Below are 17,287 nucleotides of genomic sequence, written 5' to 3'. Positions count from 1 at the left end.
CGCCGGCTCAGCGCCCGGCCGAGCTGACCGCCGTCACGTCGGCGGTGATCGGCATCGGCCGCGCCGAAGCCGACCTCGACCCGGATGGTGCTCGCCTGGGCCGACAGCGAGTGGCTGGCCGAGAGCCGCTGGCACGAGGACCTCCTCCGCGACCGCGTCCCCGCGCTCTCGCTGGGCATCCACGCGCAGGACGGCCGGGGCCGGTTCGCCCTCACCAGCCACGGCGCCTGGCCGACCGAGAGCACCCTCCCGCTCGGCGTCGTCGTCGATCCGGGCACCTCGTCGAGCCTCGGCCTGGCAGATCGAATCGGGCACGGCCTGGCAGTGGTCCCTCGGCTCCGCCCTGGATGGGGGCTTCCTTGAGCCTGGCCGGTCCCGCGGACCTCGAGCACCACTTCGCCCACCGCCTCGCCTCCCCGGGGATCTCCGTTGTTCACCGCCGCGCCGGCCGCCAGTGGTCAAGCCGCCGTCGACGGGGAGAGAGACGCGGCGCTGACCGAGCTCACGCAGTACCGGCGGTGGCTCGTCGCCCGCCACGGCGGGATCCGCGGTCTGCCGGTGATCTACAACGACTTCATGAACACGCTGATGGGGGACCCGGACGAGCGAGGAAGCCCGGCCCCTCATCGCGGGAGCGGCCGCGGCGGGCGCCGAGGTGTTCTGCATCGATGCCGGCTGGTTCGGCCGGGCCCGGCGACTGGTGGAACTCGGTGGGGGAGTGGGCTCGAGAATCCGACCGGCCTCCGACGGCGGATTCCTCGATCCTCGACGAGATCCGGTCAGCCGGGATGCGGATCGCCGGCACGTGGCTGGAGCCCGAGGTGGTCGGAGTCACGAGTCCGATGGCGAGCAGCCTCCCCGAGGAGGCGTTCTTCCAGCGCTTCGGCACTCGGGTCCTCGAGCACGAGCGCTTCCACCTCGACTTCCACCGGCACCCGGCCGCCCGGGCTCGATCTCGACGCGGTCGTGGACGGACTCGTCCGCGACTACGGCATCGGATACCCTCAAGCTCGACTACAACGTCAACCCGGGAGCGGGGAACCGAGCGGGACGCCACGGCGGCCGGCGACGGCCTCCGCGCACAGCCGGGCCTTCGTCGGCTGGCTGGAGGGGTATCCGCGAGCGGCGATCCGGATCTGATCCTCGAGAACTGCTCCTCCGGAGCGATGCGGATGGACTACGCCTACCTCGTCGAGAACGACCTGCAGTCGACGTCGGACCAGCAGGACTTCCTCCTCCGCTACCCCGTCATCGCCGCCGCATCGTCCCGCGGCGTGGTCCTCCCCGAGCAGAGCGGCAACCGGGCCTATCCGGAGCGCCGGGATGACCGAGGAGGAGACGGTGTAGCCACCCTCGTCACGGGACTGCCGGGACGCTCATCCTCTCCGGCTTCCTCGACCGGCTGCGGCCGTCGCAGTCCGCGCTGGTCGCCGGCGCGGTGGCCTTCGCGAAGGAGCACCGGCTGCTCCCGGCGCGCTTCCACGCCGCCCTGGCCCTCGGGCTGCCCAGTGTGGAGGACGAGCTCGTCGTCGCCGGGCTTCCGTGACGGTGACGACGTGCCGCTGTTCGTCTCGGATCGCGGCGAGCACGCCTACGGAGTTCTCCCTCCGCGTCGACGGGAGCCCGACGATCGCCTCCCGCGCGGTGACGCCGAGCGGGCCATCGGCTCCGCGGACGGCCTCGCGCAGGTGCGCACTCGCTCCCGGCCCGAGCGCCCGGATCCTCCACCTCGACAGGAGGGCGTGATGGGGACGACGGCCAACCCCGTAGTCCGCGGGTTCTCGCCCGGATCCCTCCTTCCTCCGCGTCGGGGACTGGTACCTGCTCGCGGTCAGCTCCTTCGGAGCGGTTCCCCACGATCCCGATCCAGCGATCGCGGGACCTCACGACGTGGGAGTTCCACGGTGCCGTCGAGTCGGCGGCACCCGGCCGGTCGCTGACGGGCTACCCGGACTCGGCCGGGATCTGGGCGCCCGCCTTCGCTCCTCCGCGGACGGCGTGTTCCGGGTGGTCTACTCGATCGTGGAGCCGCTGCAGAGCCCGCATTTCAACTCCGCGACCTACATCGCTCGCGCTCCGGACGTGGACGGTCTCCCCGGCGAGTGGTCCGGAGCCGCAGCGCGTGAGCGGTCTCGGGTTCGATCCGTCGCTGTTCCATCACGAGGGTCGGCACTGGCTGGCGAACATCCAGAACGACCACCGCCCCGGAGTGGAACCGCTTCGACGGCATCGTCCTCACCGAGCCGGCGGACGACGGCGGGGTCCTCCACAACGACGGGCCCGACCTCGCCCTCCTGCAGCGTCCCGACCTCGTCGAGTGGACCCAAGATCATCCACCACGACGGCTGGTTCGTGGCTCGACCCTCGCCGAGGGGGGAACTTCGGGATCGAGCACGGTGTCCTCATGGCCCGGAGCCGCTCACTCCACGGACCTCTACGAGGTCGACGACGTCCCCCTGCTCACGACCCGCGACGCTCTTCGATCCTGGCCCCAGCAGAAGGCCGGGCACGGAGAACTGGATCCGGACGCCGGTCAGGGCGCTGGTACCTCGGCCACCCTCGTCAGCCGACCGATCCGCACCAAGGACGGCGCACCCAACACCCTCGGCCGGGAGAGCGCCCTGCAGGAGATCGACCTGGCGGGACGGCTGGCCCCGGCTGGAAAGGAGGCGGCCGGCATCCGAGGATCGAACTCGACCTGCCGGACGTCCCTGCACTCCGCGGTCGGTCCGACGCCCCCGCGATCGCTCCTGCCCTGGCCGTGGCGGACGCTGCGTGACACCCGCCTTGCGGGACTGGATCGACCAGGACGCACGACCCGGATGGATCCGGACTGCGCGGACGCCAGGGTCCTGGAATTCGCTCCGCGAGCACAGCCTGATCGCCCAGCCCCTCACCGAGCACCGGACGACCGTCAGCGTCACGGTCGACGCGAACCCCGTCTCCTTCACCCAGGCCGCCGGGCTGGTGCTCTGCGCACAACACCGACGCCTACCTCTCGCTGCACATCACCCGGCGGGAACCCGACGGGGAGCCGCAGCGCGGTCAGCAGTGGGAAGCCGACGAGGCCACCGCGCCCTCGTCCTCACCCTCGACGCGACCCGGACGGGCAGACCGTCCTCGCTGTCCGCGCACTCCCGGAGACCGGGCCGGGTCACCCTCCGCGCCGACCTCGACGGACCCCTCGCGATCCCGTTGGCGGGGCCGGTGCACACGACGCCCACTCGCATCGGGGAGGCCGTGGACATCACCTTCCTCTCCGACGACCACGGCCCACGCCTGCGCTTCACCGGAGCGTTCGCCGGCCTCGACGTCGTCGACCTCGCCGACGCGACCTTCACCGCTGACTTCTGCGATTTCCGACTTCCGTGCAGACCCCGCCGACGAGTCGGACGCATCAGGGGTTCCTGTGGCGTCGACCGCCGGCGTGGTGAGCGCAGCGAGCGGAATCTCCTCGTGACGACGCTCCTCCTGACCGGCGAGGGCAGATACAGCGACCTCTCGGCATCCGCTTCACCGAGACGACGGGGGCGTTGTCCGCGCCGGAGCTCACAAGCGCGCGGCCATCGAGTCGACGTCCGCGGTGAAGTCGACGAAGCGCTCTCGGATCTCGCGAGCGGCCGATCAAGGCGATGCCCGACCTGCTCGTCGTCAACGCGGGTCTCCCTCGGGATGGCACGCCCTACGCCGAACCTGGAAGGTGCAGGTCGGCGCTCGCGCTCATCGAGCGCTCCACGATGCCGGTCCTCGGGATCCATGTCAGCTCGACCACCTTCGTCGACGCGCCGGAATGGCCGGCCCTTCTCGGAGGCCGCCGGAGAAGGGGTACCTCGATGCATCCGCACTTCGGGCCCGCCCGCTCCGGATCCGGCTCGCCACCGTGCCGCATCCCGTGATCGAGCAGGTCACCGACTTCGATGTCGAGGACGAGCGCTACTCCCTGCTTGAGGTAGCCCCTGGCCGCGCAGATCCTCGCCACCCACCACTACGAAAGGCGAGATCACCCGGATCGCGCGCGTCGAGCGCCCCGACGGCGGTCGCACTTTTCTACGACGCGCTCGGCCACAACGCCGCCTCCTTCACCTCCCGAGGACACCTCGCCTCCTGCTGGCCGGCGCCTTCTTAAGTGGCTCGGAAGGTGATATTCGCGATGGCACGGTCACCTAGACCAGCACCCCTCTGAGGAGTCGACGCCATTGCAGGTCGGTGCGCCGCTTCCTGCATGGCCGTCGCGCACGGTCCTCGGTCCCCCGTCGACCGCTGCCAGGATCAGCGAGTCGAAGCGGCGATGAGCGACGCTCAAGCTCGAAGAGGCTTCCGGCAAACCGCTGCGCAGCGGGCAGCGTCACCGGAAGAACGACATCCGCGAGCGCGGCCAGGGACTCTCCAGTCGTGCTGCGACGACGGCGACCACTCGCTCCCTGTGCTCGGGCGATCCCCGCGTAGGCGAGGGAGACCGGTGTCGTCCCTGAGCTAGAGATGACGACCAGCCCGTCGCCCTCGCGGAGGGGCAGGTGCGGTGGGTTCTCCGACCATGCGAGCGTCTAACCCGAGGTGCATGAACCGCATCGCGGCCATCTGCGCAACGAGTCCGGATCGGCCTTGTCCGCGGAAGAACCACCGACGCGGCGAGCTCGAGCAGCGTGCGGCTGAAGACGGAGAAGGCGTTCTCGTCGATGGCGTCGAAGACCTGCTGGTGCTCCGCTCGTACCGTGACCCAGGGTGTGCTCGTGGTCGGCGACCGGTCACCGCCTCGCCATGAGGCGGTGACGAGGTAGCGGTCGAAGCTGTCCTGCGTCTCGGCGACGTGCTGAGGGTCGGAGAACGCGGACGGGCGTCGGCGCCCAGCCGCTCGACGATCGTCGCAAGGGGCCGACCCGTCGAGCAAGCGCTCGCCTGCATGGCGGGCCCCGACGGCGACGGATTCGACGGAGGGAGACGTGTGCACGGAAGCGGCCCGTGGCATCGGCGAGGACCTGAAGGTAAGCGCGTGGAGATCGAGCGCCTCCGCCGGTTGCGATGGTGATCCCGTCGGTGGATACGCCGAGGGCGGTCAGCGCGCGCTTTCCTGACCAGTCCGAAGACAACTCCTTCCACCGCGGCTCGGGCGATCTGCTCTCGAGACGTGGAGGACGTGATCCCGGAGAGGATCACATCTCCGGCAGATTCGGCTTCCTCTCCTCGTCGAGGTAGGCGGCGAAGGAGGGCGTGCCGCCGATGTCGGCGGCGAGAGCGAGCCTGGAGAACTCCGCGTGGTCTACGCCGAAGAGCCGGCCGAAGGTGTCGGTCACTGGAGCCGCGTTCAACGTCGACGACAGGAGGAACCCGCCCGCCGCGCAGCCACTCCGTCCACGATGCCGGTGGGGTCGTGGACGGAGTCTCCGTGCTCGTGAAGACCACTCCGGACGTGCCGAACGAGTAGGCGACGTCGCCGGAGCCGACTCCCGAGGGCGCTCGCGTGCTGGTCTCCGGCTCCTGGTCCTACGACGATGCCCGGGTGGAGCCCTAGCACCGCCGCTGCGGCGCTTGTCAGGGTCCCCGTTGCCTGCTGGGGGCCGTGCACGCGAGGCAGCGCTGGCTCGCCACTCGCGGTCGGCGTCAATGAGTTCGAGGATCCCTTCGTCGTAGCGACCCGTTGCCGCGTCGAAGTATCCGGTTCCGCTGGCCTCGGATCGATCGGTAACCTTGTCGCCGGTGAGTCGCCAGGTCAGCCAGTCATGGGGGAGCAGCACCGTCCGCAGGCGCAGCGTTCTGAGGTTCGTGCCGAAAGCAGCCAGAGGAGCTTCTGGAGGACGGTGAAAGCCGCCGTCGGCACCGAACCAGGCGAGCAGCCCATTCCTCGGCGCTGATCGCTGCTCGCAGCTCCTCCATCTCGGGCGAGGAGGTCGTGTCGTTCCACAGTTTCGCGCGTCGGATGACCGTGTCGTCGGCGTCGAGGGCGATGAGCCCGTGGCATTGAGCCGCGACGCTGATGGCGGCGACATCGCGGCCGGAGGCAGCGTGTGCGGAGTCGAGCGCGGCTGACATCGCGAGAGTCAGTGCTGTCCACCAGCTCTCCGGATCCTGCTCGCTCAGTGGCGGGAAGGTCGGGGATGCGGCGAGGGAGCGAGTACCGACGACGCGGCCGTCGTCGGCGTCGCAGAGCACGACTCCGTGGATTGCGTCGAGGAATCGACGCCGGCGATGAGAGGCACGGTCTTCTTCCGTTCAGCGCGGACGCGGTAGGTCCACATCGCTACCGGAGGCGGGCGTCGGAAGCGCGGCGGCCGCGAAGCAGGCTGCACAGCACGACCGCTTCTCCATTACAGGTACTGAGCGCTCACTCGTCAATGCTCCCGCCCGCGTGAGCGGCATGTGAACGAGCATCGAGGTCTAAGCCGTGTTCAGGAGTGCGCGTGCCAGCGATCGATCCGTGACGAGGACGGTCCCGAGGGAGGCGTTCAGGCATGCTCGGATGGCCTGTGCCTTCTTCATGCCGCCGGCGACGAGGATGAGCTGTGGGCACCTCTTGAGGTGCTCGAGGTCGGCAAAAAGCGAGAGCGCGGTCGTCGAGATCGGTGATGATGTCTGTCCTTGCGGAGCAGGGTGGCGACGATCTCGGCGAGCATGCCTTTCTTCGTGTCGTTCCCGTTCCCGCTGTTCGAGGCCTTCGCGCAGCTGCGAGTCGGCCGGCTCCCAAGAGCCGACGGCGACGGCCGCGATCGTGATGGAGTCGAACTGCCGCCATACCACCTGGACGGCGGGCTGGCCCGCAGCCCACTCGCCGTCGCCGCGGCCGTGAGCGACGAGAGGAACGAACAGGGATAGCGCCCGCCTCCCACATCGCTGATGCGCCTCACCAGCTCGAGGGAGTTCTCACGGACGGAGCCCATCATCCCGCCGAGCTGGACGACGGGGCAGGCGGCGATGGAGTGCAGCTCGTTGGCCACCGCACTCATCGTGCGGCCCCAGCCGATGCCCAGGACGTCGTCCTCGGTGACGAGTTCCGGAGAGGAGGCCTGCTGCGGCGGCGCCGATCCTCGGGTGGCGGACTGTCCGGGATCGTGCTCGTCGTCGGGCGTGTCCACCACGATCACCTGGCGCAGGCCGAACCTCTTCCGGACGAGTTCGGACAGCTCGACGTTGTAGGCGATGGGTGCGGTGATCGTGATCCGGACGATCCCCCTCTTGAGGCTGAGCTCGAGCAAACTTCTCGCGCGACTTTGAAGCGGGAGATGCCGAGTTCGTCCGCGATCTTCGACTTGGACTCGCCGTCCATGTAGTAACGGCGTGCGACGGTCGCGGCGAGCATGCCTGTTCCTGCACTGGTGCTCATCTCGGCCACCCTTCTCTGCGCCGCCTGCGCGGCTCCTGCTCACACGAGCGCAGCCTGGGTCGAGCGGCCTTGCTGACGGATGTGCGGACGGGTTCCAATACTATTCACGCCGCTGGAGCCGTTGGCCCCACCGAATCATGAGGAAGGAAGGCCGCGATCATGACCGAAGCGATCTCATCGGTCATCGAGGCCGCTCGCGTCCTGGTGCAAGCAGAGAGCGACGCCGTCCGATCCATTGCCGATCAGATCGACGAGAACCTGTCCTCACCGCCTCGGCGATCGGGGACAGCGCGGGACGCGTCACCGTGACCGGCGTCGGCACCTCGGGCTTCATCGCTCGACGAGCCGCCCACCTGTTCTCCGTCACGGGTACTCCCGCGTTCTTCCTCCACCCCACCGAGGCTCTTCACGGCTCCCTGGGCGCCGTGTCGGCGGACGACGTGGTGATCGCCCTGTCCAAAGGTGGATCCAGCGCCGAAGTGAACGATCTCGTCGACCGCGTGCGCACGATCGGGGCGACCGTGGTCGCGCTCACGAGCGCTTCCACCTCGGTCCTCGCCGAGGCCGCCGACATCACAGTGGTGCTGCGAACCCCCGATGAGGCCGACCCGGCTCTGTCATCGCCATGGGGTCGACCGCATACGGCGCGTGGCTCGATGCCCCGGCCTCGGTCCTGATGCGCATGCTGTACTCGTGGGAGAGCGTTCGCTTCCCACCCGGGCGGCGCTGTAGGTCAGCGCGACTCCTTGCCGGCGCCTGTTCCACCCCCTCGCCCTCCCCTGATCCCCAGCTCCTTCACTGCGGCACACCGCCGCCCTCCTCCGCCGTCCTGAAGACGTCGACGCACTGAACAGAGAGGTTCCCATGAACGCCGCCGCATCCCTGAGGAAGCAGGCATCTTCGCCGTCCTCGTCGTGGTGATCGCCGCCCTCAGCGCGCTGTCGCCGTCCTTCCGCACTCTCGACAACGGACTGGTCCTGCTCGTCAACGGCACGGTCATCGCGTTCCTCGCCCTTGGACAGACCTTCGTCCTGCTCACCGGCGGCATCGACCTCTCCACCGGGGCGAATGCGGCCATGACCGGCGTCGAAGCGGCTCCCCTTCATGCAGGGCGGCCTCCCCTGGGTCGTGGCCGCAGTCCTCGCGGTCGGCTGCGGCACCCTGCTCGGCGTCGTGAACGGACTCCTGGTGCACTACGCGCATCCCGGCGTTCATCGCGACCTTCACCCAGGAGTCGCCCTCGCCATCCCGCTGATCGTCACCGGAGCGAACTCGGTCTCCGTCCGCGATGCCGGCTTCTCCTGGATCGGTCAGGGCCGCATCGCGGGACTGCCCCTGCCAGTGCCGTTTCTGCTCGCCGCTATCGTCGCCGGCTTGTTCCTGCGCCTCACCCGCCCCGGCGTGCACATCTACGCCATGGGGCGGCAACAAGGCCGGCAGCGCCTCTCCGGCGTGAACGTGGCTCGAACGACCGTGCTGGTCTACGCCATCAGCGGCTTTCTGCGGAGGCATGGGCGGCCTGATCGCCACCTCGCGCCTCATGGTCGGCTTCCCCGCCACCGGAACCGGCAACGAGCTCTTCTACCTCGATCGCCGCCGCGGTCGTCGGCGGCATCTCGCTTCGGCGGAGTCGGCACGATCGCCGGCGCCATGATCGGCGCCGTCCTCATCGCGGTCGTCAGCAACGGCATGAACGTCCTCAACGTCCAGAGCTACTGCGTCCTCGTCATCGGACTGATCATCCTCGCCGGCGTCTCGTTCGACACCTACCGCCGCTACCGCAGCGGCAAGCCGATCCTCCGCAAAGCCGGCGGCACACCGCAGCCCCGACCTCCTCCCTCCCCCACCGTCTCCAGCCCCTACACAGCGGGCACCGCGACCCGCGGCTGACCCTCCGACGACCCCACTCCCACACGACACGTCAGAAGAAAAGGAAGATCGATGAAGACCCGCACCCGCCCTCGCCCTCGCAGCGACCGGCATGCTCGCCCTCAGCCTGGTGGCCTGCTCGAATCCCGCCACCGACGCCCTCGCTGCCGCAGGCGGATCGGACGGCGCGAGCTGCTCCCCGAGAACTGCAGCACCGACAAGCTCACCATCGGCGTCGCCCTGCCCAACACGGTCAACCTGCACTACGTCGCCATGCAGGACAGCCTGTCCCACGGCGAAGAGCTCGGCTACGACGTCAAGGTCGCGATCGCCAACGACAGCGACTCCAGCCAGTTTTCCCAGATCGACAGCTTCATCCAGCAGGGCGTCTGCGCTGTCGCACTCAACCCCGTCAACTCCTGGTCCGGGAGCGCCAGCGTCAAGGCGCTGAACGCAGCAGGAATCCCCGTGTTCACGGTGAACGTGATCATCTCCTTCGACGACCTCTTCACCACCCAGAACAGAGCTTCGTCCAGTACGTCGGCGCCTACCAGGTCGCCGGCGGCACTCAGGATGGCGGCGTGCTCGCAGACCTCGGCGAGGACGCCACCATCATCGCGGGCATCATCGGCAACCCCGACCAGATCCCCACCAACCAGCGCGACCAGGGCTTCACCGACGCGATCAGCGCGAACCCCAACGCGAAGGTCGTGCAGACCGTCAACGGCAAGATCGACCGACTCTCCCCCAACGTCAGCCTCCAGGTCACCGGCGACATGCTGCAGGGCAACCTCGACATCAACGTCATCTTCGCCGACGCCGGCCCGCACGCCGTCGGAGCGCTGCAGGCGATCGCCCAGCAGGGCAAGTCGGACTCCATCAAGGTCTACGCCTTCTGCGCCGCCGACGAGCCCCTCACCGAGACGCATCGCCGGATGCGCCGCTCAGGAGCCCGCCCGCTACGCCGAGATCACGCTCGACAACCTCCAGAAGTTCCTGGCGTAGCAGAGCGTCGACCAGGAGGTGCTCGAGCCCCTGAAGGTCTTCACCACCGGTCAGACCCCCGGCGCCGGCGAAGTCGGCTGACCCTGCCCGACCGATATCCGTCATCGAAGACAGAGAGCGACCACCCATGAGCGTACCAGACGGCCTTCGTCGTCACCGGCATTGAAGTCCTACGGTCCTACCCGAAGGCGTTGACTACGTGGATCTCACGATCCGCCCCGGTCAGGTGGTCGCTCTCATCGGTCACAACGGCGCCGGGAAGTCGACCCTCCTCAGGGCACTCTCCGGCGCCGAGGTGCCCGACACCGGCTCCATTACCGTCGACGGCGACTCCACCCCCTTCACCTCCCCGAAGGATGCCAGCCGAGCCGGTATCGCCTGTGTTTACCAGGAGCTCAGCCTGGTCGATGAGCTGACCGTCGCCGAGAACCTCTTCCTCGGCACCGAGAAAATGTCCGGCCCGCTCCTCAGCCGCCGCGCGATGAACGCACGAGCTGATCGAACTCTGCCAGCAGTACGGCATCCTGGCCCGCGGCACGGACTCGTCGCACGGGCTGCTCGTCGCGCAGCGTCAGCTCCTTGAAGTCGTTCGGGCCATCAACCGCAACGCGAAGTACCTGCTCCTGGATGAACCGACGACCGCACTTGAGCAGGACCAGGTCGACAACCTCCTCGACATCATCCGCAAACTCGCTTCTGAACAGGGCATCGGCATCCTCCTGGTCGACCACAAGCTCGACGAGGTCTTCGCCGTCGCCAACCACGTCGTCGGCCTCTCCGGCGGCCGCATCGTCCTGGACGGAGACACCGACACCGTCGACCGGGACGCCGTCGTCACTGCCATCGTCGGCGAGCACAGCACCTCGAGCGCAGACCTCGCCATGATCGACGGGGCACCCTTCGACGACGAGCAAGCCGTGATGTCGGAGAAGGAGCGCCTGGAGCACTTCGGGAAACCTGTCCTCGAGGTGGACGACCTTCTACGGCAACGGGCTCACCGGCATCACTCTGTCCGTCCGCGCAGGCGAGATCCTCGGCATCTATGGCCTCATCGGCTCCGGTCGCCCTTCTCAAGACCGTCTACGGCGCCGAACCCATCGGCGGCGGAACGATCACCCTCGACGCATCGCGCTACGCGCCTGCCGGCCCGGACAGGCGATCGCCAAGGGCGTCGCTTTCCTCTCTGGAGGAGCGGAAGTTCGACGGCTTCATCCCCCAGATGACCTCGATCGAGAACGTCGTCCTTCCCGTGGCCGCTACGGCAAGGCCGGATCCTGAACCGCGGCACTCAAGGGCTCAGCCAGAGCGTGTTCGATCAAGTGACCATCCGCGGCGACGTCGAGAACCCCATCACTTCACTCTCCGGCGGTAACCAGCAGAAAGCCCTGTTCGCCCGAGCGACCCTGCAGGCCCCCGACTTCTCCTCCTTTGACGAGCCCACCAACGTCGACATCGGAGCCAAGCGCGAGATCTACGGCATCATCCGCACACTCGCCCGGGAGAAGGGCGTCGCCGTCATCGTCGTCTCCAGCGAAGAGGAAGAGCTGACCGGACTCGCCGACACCATCACCGTCTTCCGCAACGGGCACTGCGACGGAGCCGTCTTCGACCGCGACGCGATCGATCCCACGCAGCTACGCGAGATGGCCTGGGCCGACGCCGACCCGCTTCGACGGCCGGCTGAAACCATGCAGCTCGACGAGGATCTCATCGCTACGATCAACGACCACGACGCGACCCTTGGCGGGGCAGCCCCCTCCTCGCCGTCCCCGACGCCCTCCGAGAGGCCGCGGCGCGCGAGGCGCTCACCGCCCGCGGTCTCTGGGTCCACGCCGACATCATCGAAGGCCGCTTCGGAGACCGCCCGTCCGTGAGCGTCGACACAATCGTCGCCATCACCGCGATACCCGGAGTGCGGCTCGACGTGCACCTGATGGTCGACGACGTCCTCGATTGGCTGCTGCGTCTGCCCGGAGGCCTCGGCCGGATCACCATCCAGGAACCCGAAGAAGGACTGAGCGCCTTCGAGATCGCATCCGCCGGAGCAATGGCCGAGGAGGTCTGGATCGCCGTCGTCCCGAAAGGCAGTTGCAGACCGCCCCTTCGCTGATCGACGGCCTGCTGGTCATGCTGACGCCTCCGGGCCAGCAGGCCACACGCTCGACCACTCGGCCCTCGACGCGGTGGCCGAGTACCTGGCACAAGAGCACTCTGTGGGCGTCGATGGGGGAGTCACTGCAGAGACCGCCGCGAATGCTCTTCGAGCCGGAGCTACCCACGGTCTCCGACGCGGACTCTTCGGGCGACAAGCGCCGGAAGGCGCCGGCGGACACGCCGGCGAACTGACCGAGCAGATTCCACCGGAAGTGCTGCACTACGCGCTCCTCTCGCCTCACCCACCCTCGAGAGCCGCAGCACATCCGATCCCGCCACGCGGTAGCTCCGCCTCCGGAGCGCGGTCGGCCGGCCGGCCTGACCGCGCCGACACCCGCCGGGCGGCACAATACTGCCGATCACATCGAAGGTCGCTGAAGAATTGGCCGACGTCCGTAGATCTGAAGTTGCCCTGGCAAGTACTCGCGGACCCAACTGTTCGCGTTCGATCGAGGGCCGCGACGTCATTCCTGAGACTCACTCCGCGGCTCCTCACGGTCCCTCTAGTTCGACGGGCAGCAGCAACCGATCCGCTACACCTGCTGGCCTGTGGCGAGTTGCTGTGCATCAGAGGCCCTGCCACTTGCAGGGAGAACGGCAACGCGGGCATTCGGGCTCAGATCCTGCGAGTTCTTTGTGCCGATTCGTGAGGGAGAGCCCGCGAGACGGCCTGGTCCCACACGTGCATCGAAGTTGCCGCGACCCGGCCGAATGAGTTATGCAGCACGCGCGAGAAGCTCGCGCTCCCCGGTGTGCCTCGTGAAGGCCTACGTCGCGATGACGGTCGTGACCGCTTCAAGCCCGTCGCACCTTGCCGTAACGAGCACTTCTGCATCTCCAGTGAGCTGCAGGACGAGAAGGCGCGGCCATCAAAGGTGGTGTGCTCTGCAAGGCGAAGGTCTCTTCGGTCTTGGGCTGTGCGCTACCGAAGCCCAGGAGGACGGCCGGTCCCTGCACCGAGCTGCAGGAGGACGTCTTCGCCGGTGAGCGGCAATTCCGCATCGTCGACGAGGCTCAGAGTGATGAAAGCGAGCCGCTCGATGCTGCAGGAGCCACGCCCTGCTCGACCGCGAGGGCGATGCGGGTGCCGGCAATCGCGCTGGTCAGGAGTGTGGCGCTGATCTCTACGCCGCCTTTTCCGGGCGATTGCCACCAGAGTTCCGGGCTTGTAGGTGGTTTCGAAATCGGCGCGGAAGGCGTTCTCGGTTCCCATGGCAGCGCGACCGATCTCGCGTCCGTCGAGTTCGAGGACCGCCTCGTCGGCGTCGGCCACCTCGACGCGCACAGCACGACCTTCGTGCCCGCGCCAGCTCCAACTCGAGACCGTGTCCGACCAGGCCCACGGAGTTGCGAACGCGATCGCCTTGCCGTGGTGCTCCGGCCGCTGGACGGCGATGGGGTCGGAGCGCAGTCCGAAGACGATCTCGCGGTAAAAGGAGGCGGGGCGGCGGTGCCCGGTGATGTCGATGTCGCCCGAGGTTGATGAGCCGATAGGCGCGTGCCACGGCGGGCTGAACGTCGACGGAGTCGTCGATGTAGTCGGTCCCGCCGATCCCGGCCTCGCCGAGGTAGTCCCAACCGACCAGGTGAAGTCGCCGATCACATTCGGATGCGCGAGGACCTGCTCCCAAATCGCCGCGATGCGGGTAGGGAACGACTCGGTGCCGACGGTGATGCGGTCGGGGAAGAGCGTACGGTCGAGGCCGAAGTGCCTTCGGCGTAGTTCATCCCCGCCACATCGAGGACCGCCTTGCGACTCCTCCGTCCGCGTCGTGACGGAGTTTGAAACGGCGATGCCGTTCATCATGTCGCCGAGTTGCGCATCATCGGGGTTCACGCCGCCGGCCTGGTCTCCCGCGCCCTGCGCGCGCATTCCGGCGAGAACTCCTCGTCGAGGATCGAGACGAAGCCGTTGATCCCGTTCGTGACCAGTCGCGTGCTGTCGAGGCTGCGGATTTTCTCGGCGAGTTTCCGGCTGATTTCCCCGCCGAAGCGGACTTCCAGTTCTCGGGGATCTTCGTTGCCAATGGAGTACAGTATTACGCTCGGGCTGTCGACATCCTTCGCGACCATCGCTTCGAGGTCGCGCCCCACCAAGTGGGGAAGTCGGAGGAGTAGTCCTCGTCGGTCTTGGCCGATCGTCCACATGTCGAACGCCTCGTCCATGACGTACATCCCGAGGCGTCCGCGTCGATCATGGCCCGGTCGCCCGCCGGGTTGTGCGCACTGCGGATCGCGTTGAACCCGGCTTCCTTTAGATCCGGATCCGCCGCTCCTCGGCGTCGGCGAACGCGGTTGATCCGAGCACTCCACCGTCGTGGTGCACCGTGCACGCGCCCCGCAGCTTCACCTGAGCGCCGTTCACGCGCAGTCCCTTACGGGGATCGACCCGGACCGTGCGCACCCTGAACGTGGTGGACTCCGCGTCACCGTCGCCCTGACCGTCTCGGGTGAGCTCAGTCGTCGCCTCATAAAGGTGCGGAGTCTCGGCCGACCACAACTGCGGATCGGCGAGGAACAGGCGCTGGCGCACCACGGTTTCCTCGCCGGGAGGACCGTCACCGGCACCAGCGGGAGGTCGCTGCCTCTGGAGCTCGCCGGACGAGGTGGTCAGGCAACCTTCGCGTGAGCGGTGACCGTGCTGTCGTTGCGGACGAGGGTGGCGATCTCCACGACGGCCAGGTCAGAGTCGACAGAGAGGGTCAACAGCATCCGACGCACATGCAGTGGCGTTTCGTTGACGAGGTGCAATAGCCGGTAGATGCCTTGCCCCCGAGTCACCACTTCGGCGCGTCCTTGCCGGCGCGGCACTCGACGACGATCTCGCCCTCGGCGCCGAATCGGAGGTAGGGATCGATGCGCACCTCGAACTCCGGCGTAACCACCGGCGCGGTGCCCGGCGAGGGTGCCGTTCACGTAAACGGCTGCGTGGCGGTGGTTATCGGCTTCGGTCTCGTCGAGGGAGATCAGGTTCTCCTGCTCGCTCGGCACCGCCACGGTACGGCGGTATCCTCGATACGCGTGGGTGGGAAATGATCGTTGGTCGCGCCGTCGGCGAGGTCGTCTCGCCGGGCCTCTGCGATCATTGCGTCGGGGAGAGCGATCGCGGTCCACTCGCCTGTATCGGCCCCGCCGAGTTCGGAGAACATGTTGGCCTTCCTTCGGAAAGACCAACCGTCGTGGAAGCTCGTGGTCGTCATGTTGTCGCCTTTGCGTGGTTCTGGAGGGATCGGGGGAGGAGGTGCTCAGGGCACCGAGCGGGATGAAGCGCACGCTGATGGCGGCGAGGATCACGACGACACCGGTGACCATGAAGAGGATCGAGTAGTTGCCGGTCGCGGCAATGATCCCTCCGGCGAGCCCGGGCGCGATGACTTGCGGCCCGGAGTTCGCGATGTTGATCAGGCCGAGGTCTCGTGCGCGGCGTTCTGGTTGTTCCAGGAGCACTTCGGTGATGAGCACCTGGTCGACGGCGGTGTACATGCCGAACGCGGCGCCGAGGATTCCCTGCGCGACGAAGAAGCCGGTGAGGGTCGGCGCAATGATGAAGACGAGGCAGGCGGGAACGAACATCAGACCGAGAGCACGACGAAGATCCGGAGGCCGAACTTGTCCGAGAGCACTCCGCCAATGATCGCGAAGACGAGGGTAAACAGCGCTGCCATGCCGCTCACGGCGACGATCATCTGCGAGGCCGCCTCGATGCCCTGGCCGCCGATCTCGATGTAGTCGCGCAGAAGGTAGAGATTGAAGCCGCTGATGAGGTAATAACCGAAGATCATCAGGAACCGGCCGAGGAACGCGAGCCAGAAGTCAGGATTGGCGCGCAGGCCCGGGAGCTTGTTGAGCACGTTGCGCTCGGCGCGGCCGAGGCGCTCCGCCTGCACGGGTGGGGCGACGTCCTTGGTGGTGAAGGCGAAGAGCGCCGTGACGAAGAGCAGCACCCGCAACTGCAGGTAGCCCACGAAGACCGTCGGCGCGAGGCCACCGAGGCGACCCGGCAACGGCCCCACCACGCTGGTCGTGCCGACGATGCCCGACATGGTTCCGCGACGGGCGAGTGGACGCGCTCCGGGAGGACCGCTGTGAGGGCGGCCTGGAGTCCACTCAGCGGAACCATGCGAGAGCCTGCTAGGCTCCGGCGCATGACGAAGTTCGTGCTCTGAGCGTCCAGCCCCAGGAGCGCGAGGTTCGCCAGGCCCAAGAGGACCCAGATGTTCCGGCGTCCCAGGAACGGGGTGCGGGTCATGTCGGAGAGTCGGCCCATGATCGGCTGCGCGACGAGCGCCACGATCGAGGCGACGCCCAGAATGCCACCCAGCGCGCCGGCGGCACGCGGATCGGTCACCAGCTCGGCGATCTGACGCCCGATCAGCACACCGATCACCGAGCCCCACACCGAACCGATGCCAATCAGGGCGAGCGGGTACACCACCCAGAGCCAGGGCCTTTCTGAGATGGGCCGCGGAGCCGCCCAGCGACCGATCCGCGTGTTCCGGGGAGACTACAGGAGGCTCGGCAGACGCGAGGCCGTCGACCGCGCCGCTCGTCGAGTCGTTGTTGTGAAGTGTCATCGGGATACTCCCCGTCGTTGAGAGCCGCACGATGATCAGGTCGGAGTCACACTTCGAATTCTCGCCCGTGAATAACTGTTCACGTCCGTGAAATGTGTAGGATGGACCGCGCCCCTTGTCAATCGGAGGTCTCGATGACGGACACTGCGCGGAAGATCTCCCGCTCCCGCCGAGGCCGCGGGACGAGCGCCGGCATCACGTCGACCCAGATCATCGAAGTCGCAAGAGGGCTCGAACCCGCGATGCTGACCATGCAAGCTGTGGCGGACCGACTCGGTGTAGACCGCTCGGCGGTCAACTACCACGTGAAGCATCGTGAGGGCCTCCTCGCGCTCGTCGCCGCCGACGCCTTCGCGGTGCAGTTCTCGAC

General features: G+C 67.8%; 19 protein-coding genes and 5 pseudogenes. 14 read left to right on the top strand and 10 right to left on the bottom strand.

Translation table 11 applies throughout. The features are described 5' to 3' along the window. Positions 1 to 84 precede the first annotated feature (84 nt). From AC0CII_RS25250 to AC0CII_RS25220, 7 genes and pseudogenes are all read left to right on the top strand, one after another. Positions 85 to 363: a hypothetical protein gene (locus tag AC0CII_RS25250; protein WP_465231252.1), complete on the top strand. Its 279-nt coding sequence runs from the start codon at positions 85 to 87 to the stop codon at positions 361 to 363. Further along, the gene (locus AC0CII_RS25245; RefSeq protein WP_465231251.1) at positions 360 to 1,940 is read left to right on the top strand and encodes an alpha-amylase family protein; all 1,581 of its coding nucleotides are present in this window, start codon (positions 360 to 362) and stop codon (positions 1,938 to 1,940) included. Before AC0CII_RS25250 ends, AC0CII_RS25245 begins: the two co-directional genes overlap by 4 nt. A 182-nt stretch (positions 1,941 to 2,122) precedes the next feature. Next, on the top strand, positions 2,123 to 2,779 hold the full coding sequence (locus tag AC0CII_RS25240) for a glycoside hydrolase family protein (protein WP_465231250.1): 657 nt from the start codon (positions 2,123 to 2,125) through the stop codon (positions 2,777 to 2,779). Beyond that, positions 2,776 to 3,351, top strand: a pseudogene (locus AC0CII_RS25235) (beta-xylosidase family glycoside hydrolase); the annotation flags it as partial. The gene AC0CII_RS25240 and the pseudogene AC0CII_RS25235, both read left to right, overlap by 4 nt. A gap of 281 nt (positions 3,352 to 3,632) precedes the next feature. Continuing rightward, positions 3,633 to 3,896, top strand: coding sequence for a hypothetical protein (locus tag AC0CII_RS25230; protein WP_465231341.1), 264 nt, complete (start codon positions 3,633 to 3,635; stop codon positions 3,894 to 3,896). Next, the gene (locus AC0CII_RS25225) at positions 3,881 to 4,126 is read left to right on the top strand and encodes a hypothetical protein (RefSeq protein ID WP_465231340.1); all 246 of its coding nucleotides are present in this window, start codon (positions 3,881 to 3,883) and stop codon (positions 4,124 to 4,126) included. Before AC0CII_RS25230 ends, AC0CII_RS25225 begins: the two co-directional genes overlap by 16 nt. A gap of 517 nt (positions 4,127 to 4,643) precedes the next feature. Beyond that, complete coding sequence (locus AC0CII_RS25220; RefSeq protein WP_465231249.1) at positions 4,644 to 4,778, top strand: hypothetical protein; 135 nt, start codon at positions 4,644 to 4,646, stop codon at positions 4,776 to 4,778. Between the two features lie 372 nt (positions 4,779 to 5,150). On the opposite strand, the gene AC0CII_RS25215 is transcribed toward AC0CII_RS25220, so the two are convergent. The 4 genes and pseudogenes from AC0CII_RS25215 to AC0CII_RS25200 all read right to left on the bottom strand — a co-directional run bounded on the left by AC0CII_RS25215 (position 5,151) and on the right by AC0CII_RS25200 (position 7,070). Next, positions 5,151 to 5,291, bottom strand: a complete 141-nt coding sequence (locus AC0CII_RS25215; protein WP_465231339.1) for a hypothetical protein — start codon at positions 5,289 to 5,291, stop codon at positions 5,151 to 5,153. 309 nt (positions 5,292 to 5,600) lie between these two features. Continuing rightward, positions 5,601 to 5,732: pseudogene (locus tag AC0CII_RS25210) on the bottom strand (FGGY family carbohydrate kinase); the annotation flags it as partial. Beyond that, positions 5,716 to 6,147, bottom strand: a complete 432-nt coding sequence (locus tag AC0CII_RS25205) for an FGGY family carbohydrate kinase (protein WP_465231248.1) — start codon at positions 6,145 to 6,147, stop codon at positions 5,716 to 5,718. The pseudogene AC0CII_RS25210 and the gene AC0CII_RS25205, both read right to left, overlap by 17 nt. Positions 6,148 to 6,372: 225 nt before the next feature. Then, positions 6,373 to 7,070: pseudogene (locus AC0CII_RS25200) on the bottom strand (sugar-binding domain-containing protein). A 382-nt stretch (positions 7,071 to 7,452) separates the two neighbouring features. Here AC0CII_RS25200 and AC0CII_RS25195 point away from each other — a divergent pair. From AC0CII_RS25195 to AC0CII_RS25175, 5 genes and pseudogenes are all read left to right on the top strand, one after another. After that, complete coding sequence (locus AC0CII_RS25195) at positions 7,453 to 7,992, top strand: SIS domain-containing protein (protein ID WP_465231247.1); 540 nt, start codon at positions 7,453 to 7,455, stop codon at positions 7,990 to 7,992. A 427-nt stretch (positions 7,993 to 8,419) separates the two neighbouring features. Next, positions 8,420 to 9,205, top strand: coding sequence for an ABC transporter permease (locus AC0CII_RS25190; RefSeq protein WP_465231246.1), 786 nt, complete (start codon positions 8,420 to 8,422; stop codon positions 9,203 to 9,205). Between the two features lie 51 nt (positions 9,206 to 9,256). After that, positions 9,257 to 9,613 (top strand): annotated as a pseudogene (locus tag AC0CII_RS25185) (hypothetical protein); the annotation flags it as partial. Then, positions 9,574 to 10,320, top strand: coding sequence for a substrate-binding domain-containing protein (locus tag AC0CII_RS25180; RefSeq protein WP_465231329.1), 747 nt, complete (start codon positions 9,574 to 9,576; stop codon positions 10,318 to 10,320). The pseudogene AC0CII_RS25185 and the gene AC0CII_RS25180, both read left to right, overlap by 40 nt. Before the next feature lie 74 nt (positions 10,321 to 10,394). Continuing rightward, a pseudogene (locus AC0CII_RS25175) lies at positions 10,395 to 10,772 on the top strand (ATP-binding cassette domain-containing protein); the annotation flags it as partial. Here the strand turns inward: AC0CII_RS25175 and AC0CII_RS25170 are convergent. Beyond that, positions 10,657 to 11,136: a hypothetical protein gene (locus AC0CII_RS25170; protein ID WP_465231245.1), complete on the bottom strand. Its 480-nt coding sequence runs from the start codon at positions 11,134 to 11,136 to the stop codon at positions 10,657 to 10,659. The pseudogene AC0CII_RS25175 and the gene AC0CII_RS25170 sit on opposite strands and share 116 nt — an antisense overlap. A gap of 372 nt (positions 11,137 to 11,508) precedes the next feature. Here AC0CII_RS25170 and AC0CII_RS25165 point away from each other — a divergent pair, with 372 nt between their 5' ends. Next, on the top strand, positions 11,509 to 12,063 hold the full coding sequence (locus AC0CII_RS25165; RefSeq protein ID WP_465231244.1) for a hypothetical protein: 555 nt from the start codon (positions 11,509 to 11,511) through the stop codon (positions 12,061 to 12,063). Further along, positions 12,027 to 12,299 carry a hypothetical protein gene (locus tag AC0CII_RS25160; protein WP_465231328.1) on the top strand — a complete coding sequence of 91 codons (273 nt, stop codon included), beginning with the start codon at positions 12,027 to 12,029 and terminating at the stop codon, positions 12,297 to 12,299. The genes AC0CII_RS25165 and AC0CII_RS25160 overlap by 37 nt, the downstream gene beginning before the upstream one ends. A 966-nt stretch (positions 12,300 to 13,265) precedes the next feature. On the opposite strand, the gene AC0CII_RS25155 is transcribed toward AC0CII_RS25160, so the two are convergent. The 5 genes from AC0CII_RS25155 to AC0CII_RS25135 form a co-directional block, all read right to left on the bottom strand. Next, entirely contained in the window at positions 13,266 to 14,216 is a 951-nt protein-coding gene (locus AC0CII_RS25155) for a DUF4982 domain-containing protein (RefSeq protein ID WP_465231243.1), read from the bottom strand. Beyond that, a complete protein-coding gene (locus tag AC0CII_RS25150) occupies positions 14,177 to 14,509 on the bottom strand; it encodes a glycoside hydrolase family 2 TIM barrel-domain containing protein (RefSeq protein WP_465231242.1) in 333 nt (110 codons plus the stop codon). The genes AC0CII_RS25155 and AC0CII_RS25150 overlap by 40 nt, the downstream gene beginning before the upstream one ends. An 88-nt stretch (positions 14,510 to 14,597) precedes the next feature. Further along, positions 14,598 to 14,879 (bottom strand): hypothetical protein, encoded by a 282-nt coding sequence (locus tag AC0CII_RS25145; RefSeq protein WP_465231241.1) that lies wholly within the window; start codon positions 14,877 to 14,879, stop codon positions 14,598 to 14,600. 74 nt (positions 14,880 to 14,953) lie between these two features. Then, entirely contained in the window at positions 14,954 to 15,916 is a 963-nt protein-coding gene (locus tag AC0CII_RS25140) for an MFS transporter (protein ID WP_465231240.1), read from the bottom strand. Continuing rightward, on the bottom strand, positions 15,916 to 16,386 hold the full coding sequence (locus AC0CII_RS25135) for a hypothetical protein (protein WP_465231239.1): 471 nt from the start codon (positions 16,384 to 16,386) through the stop codon (positions 15,916 to 15,918). The genes AC0CII_RS25140 and AC0CII_RS25135 overlap by 1 nt, the downstream gene beginning before the upstream one ends. Positions 16,387 to 17,287: the final 901 nt, after the last annotated feature.

The organism is Rathayibacter sp. AC182 (assembly GCF_979253875.1).
The sequence above is the reverse complement of the archived record's forward strand: the minus strand, read 5'-3'. Positions and strand labels throughout refer to the sequence as shown.